The organism is Micromonospora sp. NPDC005710, from assembly GCF_040630995.1.
GTDB lineage: Bacteria > Actinomycetota > Actinomycetes > Mycobacteriales > Micromonosporaceae > Micromonospora.
Window position 1 is genome coordinate 57,080 of the sequence record NZ_JBEXYP010000005.1, and the last position, 4,726, is coordinate 61,805.

Below are 4,726 nucleotides of genomic sequence, written 5' to 3' on the forward strand. Positions count from 1 at the left end.
CCGCCGCCGCCCGCACCGCGCCACGCATCGCATCGGCCCGGAAAGGAGCAGTGAACATGGCCAGCTCGGACAGCACAGAGATCGACCTCGTGGCGTTGCGCGACGCGGCGAAACAGATCGAGGATCTGATGACCGACGGCAGTATGACGATCTTCGAGACGGCGGCGGACACCAGCACGCTGGAGGCCGGCAAGCTCGACGCCGCCCAGTGGCTCGAGGCCATGGTCACCGACCGTGGCGCCGGGCTGCGCCAGCACGCCCTCGATCTGCAGGCGTCCTTCGAGGCGCTCGGCACCCAGCTACGCACCATCGCCGACATCTTCGAGCAGCAGGACCAGGCGAACGCCGACTCGCTGCAGGGCAAGGCCGTCGACGAGATCGAGTCCTGGACCGCATCGGTCGGCGGCCTCACCATCCCGCCCGCCGACGGCGAGGAGACGTACGACACCGGTGACAACGTCAACCGTGACGGCGCGCGCCTCGGCTTCGAGGTCGACCCGATGACGGGCGAGGCGAAGAAGGCCGAGGACGGCACGATCGTTGTCACCCTGCCGGCGCCGGAGGACCTGAACGTCACGGTCTTCCCGGACACCTCGATCACCCCGGAGCTGCTCTTCACCGACACCGACGTCCTCGACTACGACTACGAGGGCGGGTTCTTCACCGACGGCACCAACAACCAGTCGGTGCCAACGAGCACGAGCGTCACCGCGAACGTCACGCCCGAGGACGACGAGAAGTAGGCCATGCCCGAGGATTCGGTCGGCTCACTCCAGACACCCGCCCCCCGTGGGCAGACGTTCGCCTCGCTGCACGTGTGGACGGACCTGCAGCCGTACGTCAGCGAACTGGTGGACAACACCGCGGAGACCGGCAACGCCTGGCACGACGCGGGGGCCGCCTTCGACAAGGCCACCGCCGAACTCGCCCGGATCAACGACGAGTTCGACCGGATCAAGACGGCACTGGACCCGGGCTTCGTCGGCAAGGCCGGTGACGCGTTCCAGGAACGCACCACGGAGCTGCTCAACCACAGCCGGGCCGTACACGACCGGCTGGAGGGGTACGGGAAGCTGGTCGGCGACGTCGGGCACGACATCAAGGTGTTCGCCACCGCCTTCTGGGAGGCGGTGGAGACCTTCCACCAGCTCACCGACCAGCAGGAGGAGCTGTTCGAGCAGGCGGTGTACAACGCGTACAACGCGGTCGAGCTGTCGCCACCGGCGGACATGTTGCAGAAGGCCCGCGACGCGGCGTACCAGATGGTCGAACAGAACATCATGATGCCGCACATGCGGCAGCTGCTGATGACGCTCAGCGACAAGTACGTCATCAAGGGCGAGGCGCTGGACCCGCTGGAGATCACCCCGCCGAAGGTGTTCACCAGCGCGGCCGACGACTCGTCCTCGTCCTCGTCAGAGGACGACGAGTCGACGTCGAACGACGACGACTCGTCAACCTCCTCCGACGACGACTCGTCGTCCTCAAGCGGCGACGGCTCGGACCTCTCGCCGAACAACGACGAGCGGGAGACGGCCGAGTCCGTTGCGGACGACGCCATCGACGATCTCGAGGACGCCGCAGCGGGCGGCAGCGTCGACGGGTCCGGGGGTGGCTCGTCCGGTGGTGGGCTCGGCGACAACGCGCTGAACAGCGACGGCTCCGGCTCCGGCTCCGGTGGCGGTGACGCTGCCGCCGAGCGGCAGGCGGCCCTGCAGGACGCGCAGAACGCGGCGAACGAGGCCATCGACAGCCTGTCCAACCCCGCCGGGGGTACGTCCGGCAGCGGTGGGGCGCCGAGCGGGGAGACCTCCGGCGCCGGTGCGGGCGGCGGCATGCCGGGTATGGGCAGCGGTGGCAGCCCGGGGTCCGGCAGCTCAGGTGGCGGCAAGGGCAGCGGCAGCGGCCCCGGTAGCGGCAGCAGTCCGGGCAGCGGTAGCGGCCCCGGCAGCGGCAGCAGTCCCGGCAGCGGCGGCGGCATGCCGGGCGGTGGCTCGGGCAGCCCCGGCGGCGGCAAGGGCAGCGGCGGCGGTGGCGGTGCCGACCAGGCCCGCCAGAAGGCGTTGGACGACGCGCAGAAGGCGGCCAACGACGCGATCGAGGGCTTGCAGTCGGCCGGCGGTGGTGGCATGCCGGGCGGCGGCTCCTCGGGCGGTGGCCTGCCTACCGAGTCCTCCGGGCCGTCCAGCGGCACCGGCGGCGGGAGCGGGCCTGGCGCGGGCGGCGGACAGCCGTCCGAGGCCGCCCGACAGCAGGCCCTGAACGACGCCAAGAAGGCCGCCGACGACGCGATCGCGGACCTGTCGGGCAAGCCCGGCGCAGGTGGCGCCGAGCGTCAGCAGGCGCTCGACGACGCCCGGGAGGCGGCGGACAAGGCCATCGAGGACCTACTGGGCAAGGGCGAGGCCAGCACCGCGGGCGAAGCCGTGCAGGACGCCCGCGACGCGGCCACTGACGCCATCGGCGATCTGCTCGAGGAGAACGAGGCGAGTGACGCGGACCCGGAGGCCAAGGAGCAGCGCCGCGAGGCCCTCGAGGACGCCCGGGACGCGCTCGACGACAGCCTGGAGGAGATCGCCCGGTCGACGGACACGGTGGACCCGGAGGACGCCCGGCACGACGACGCCGTCCGCGAGGCCCGGGAGGCGGTCGACGCCGCGATCGACGACCTGATCGAGGACGCCGAGGCGCAGCCGGGCGAGAGCGCTGAGGAGAAGGCCCGGATCGAGGCGCTGGAGGACGCCCGGGACAGCGCGAGCGACGCCCTCGACGACCTGATCGAGGAGAACGGCGTCCACACCGGTGACGGCCGGCCGACGAGCCTCGCCGACTTCCTCAGCGGGGCGGGCTCCGGCGGGGGATCGGGCGGCGGTTCGGGCTCGGCGGGTGGGCTGGGCTCGGCCGGCGGCGGAGGCTCGTCGGGCGGGGCCGGCGGTGTGGGCACCGCCGGGAGCCCGCTCACCGACCTGCGCCCGGCCGTCCCGGCGACGGTGGCCGGTCCGACCGGCGCGGCCGTCGACCCGTCTGCCGGGCAGGGCATGCCGATGATGCCGCCGATGGGCCAGGGTCACGGGCAGCAGCCACCACGTGACCGGGAACGCAGCATCTGGTTGGAGGGCGACGACGAGGCCTGGCAGGACAACAGCGACGGGGCCTCCGCCGAGGCGATCGGACGGCCGTCGTGACAGTCGCCTTGCTGGAGGAGGCGGTGGCGCGGCTGAGCCGTACCCCGCCCGCGGTGCTCTACGCCGCCGCGGACCGCTTCGAGGAGTGTCGGCAGACCTTCGCGGAACTCGCCGACCGGTTCCGTCGTGCCCTGCGCGACGCCCAGGACGCCTGCCGGGTGACCGGCTCCGCGACCTCGGTACCGGCGTCGTCCGCCCATGTCGAGGCGGTGCTCGACCAGCTCGCCGGGACCGACTTCGCGAGCGCGTTGCGCCGGGCCGGCGACTCACTCGCCGACGCCCGTGACCAACTGGGAGAGCTGGTCTCCCGCCAGGCGGTCGACCCACAGGCGCGGCCTAACACGTACGACGTGCAGGGCGAGGTGGTCCTGTCGTTCGCCGGGGAGGCGCTCCTGCGGGCCGGGCAGGACCTGCCGCCGCCCCCTCCGGTCACCGCTACCGGACGGGAGCTGACCGGGTCGGCGCCTCCCGGGGTCGAGTTGTTCGCCAGCGACCTGGACCCGGACCGGGACGTCCCACCCAGCCCGCCAGGAGCCGCCTCTCCCGGCGCGGGGGCACCCATGATGCCGATGATGCCGATGGGCGGGATGGGCATGGGCATGGGCGCGGTCGGCACCCAACAACGCGAACGGCACGTTTCCGTTCCCGCGCCGCTCGACCCGAGCCCCTGGACCGAAGCGTCGGACGGCTGGGGAACACCCGGACGCGCTCGGCCTTCGACACCCGTACGCCCCGAGAGGAGCCCGTCATGACCGACCAGCGAACCCCCGGCGACGCCACAGCCGGTTTCGAGGCCGCCCTGCAGACGCTCGCCGAGGAACGGCAACGACTGGGGCGGATGCACGAGCGGATGGCCCAGGGCACGACGACCACGTCGAAGGACCGAATGCTGTCGGTCGTCGTTAACGGACGCGGCGAGATCCTCAAGCTGACCTTCCACAACACCCGGTACCGCCAGATGGCCCCGGCCGAACTCGCCTCGCTCGTCACCGAGACCATCGCGGCGGCCCGCGTCGAATCGCTGAGCCAGCTCGCCGACGTCGCCGGCGACGAGGTGCTGCCCGGTATCTCGCTCCAGGAACTGGCCGGCGGCAAGGTCGACCTGGACCGGATGCTGAGCAGCTTCCTCGGCGCCTCGCTCGACGTCCTGCCACCGGGCGCGGTGTCGGCGGCGGACCAGGCGCGGCTGCGGGGGGAGGGCTGATGTCCGAGATCACCTCCGCGGACGTACCCGGTGTGCACGGCACCGCCGGCCGGCTCGGGACGGGCGGCGATCGGCTCGGTGAGGCGCTCAAGGCGTTGCAGCGTGACCTCGACGCCGTGTACGGGTGCTGGGGCGACGACGAGGCGGGCAGGTCGTTCGCCAGCAACTACGTCGGGCTCGCCGAACAGCAGCTCTCCGACATCGCCACCACCGCCGAGACCCTCGGAGGGGTGGCCGACAACCTGCACCTGATCGCCGACGCGTTCCAGCAGCTCGACGCCCAGGGTGGCGGCTCGTTGGAGCTGCAGAGCGAGTAGCAGAAGGCGCGGAGGACCAG

At 72.3% G+C, this 4,726-nt stretch carries 5 protein-coding genes; all 5 read left to right on the forward strand.

Going from position 1 to position 4,726, the window contains the following annotated elements; translation table 11 throughout:
* Positions 1–56: 56 nt before the first annotated feature.
* From ABZ406_RS08625 to ABZ406_RS08645, 5 genes are read left to right on the forward strand one after another with little or no spacing between them, the layout of a single operon-like run.
* Positions 57–743: a hypothetical protein gene (locus tag ABZ406_RS08625; protein WP_357757454.1), complete on the forward strand. Its 687-nt coding sequence runs from the start codon at positions 57–59 to the stop codon at positions 741–743.
* A gap of 3 nt (positions 744–746) precedes the next feature.
* Complete coding sequence (locus tag ABZ406_RS08630) at positions 747–3,185, forward strand: hypothetical protein (protein WP_357757456.1); 2,439 nt, start codon at positions 747–749, stop codon at positions 3,183–3,185.
* The gene (locus ABZ406_RS08635) at positions 3,182–3,937 is read left to right on the forward strand and encodes a hypothetical protein (RefSeq protein ID WP_357757459.1); all 756 of its coding nucleotides are present in this window, start codon (positions 3,182–3,184) and stop codon (positions 3,935–3,937) included. The genes ABZ406_RS08630 and ABZ406_RS08635 overlap by 4 nt, the downstream gene beginning before the upstream one ends.
* Positions 3,934–4,389 (forward strand): YbaB/EbfC family nucleoid-associated protein, encoded by a 456-nt coding sequence (locus tag ABZ406_RS08640; RefSeq protein ID WP_357757462.1) that lies wholly within the window; start codon positions 3,934–3,936, stop codon positions 4,387–4,389. Before ABZ406_RS08635 ends, ABZ406_RS08640 begins: the two co-directional genes overlap by 4 nt.
* Positions 4,389–4,706 (forward strand): hypothetical protein, encoded by a 318-nt coding sequence (locus ABZ406_RS08645; protein WP_357757464.1) that lies wholly within the window; start codon positions 4,389–4,391, stop codon positions 4,704–4,706. Before ABZ406_RS08640 ends, ABZ406_RS08645 begins: the two co-directional genes overlap by 1 nt.
* Positions 4,707–4,726: the final 20 nt, after the last annotated feature.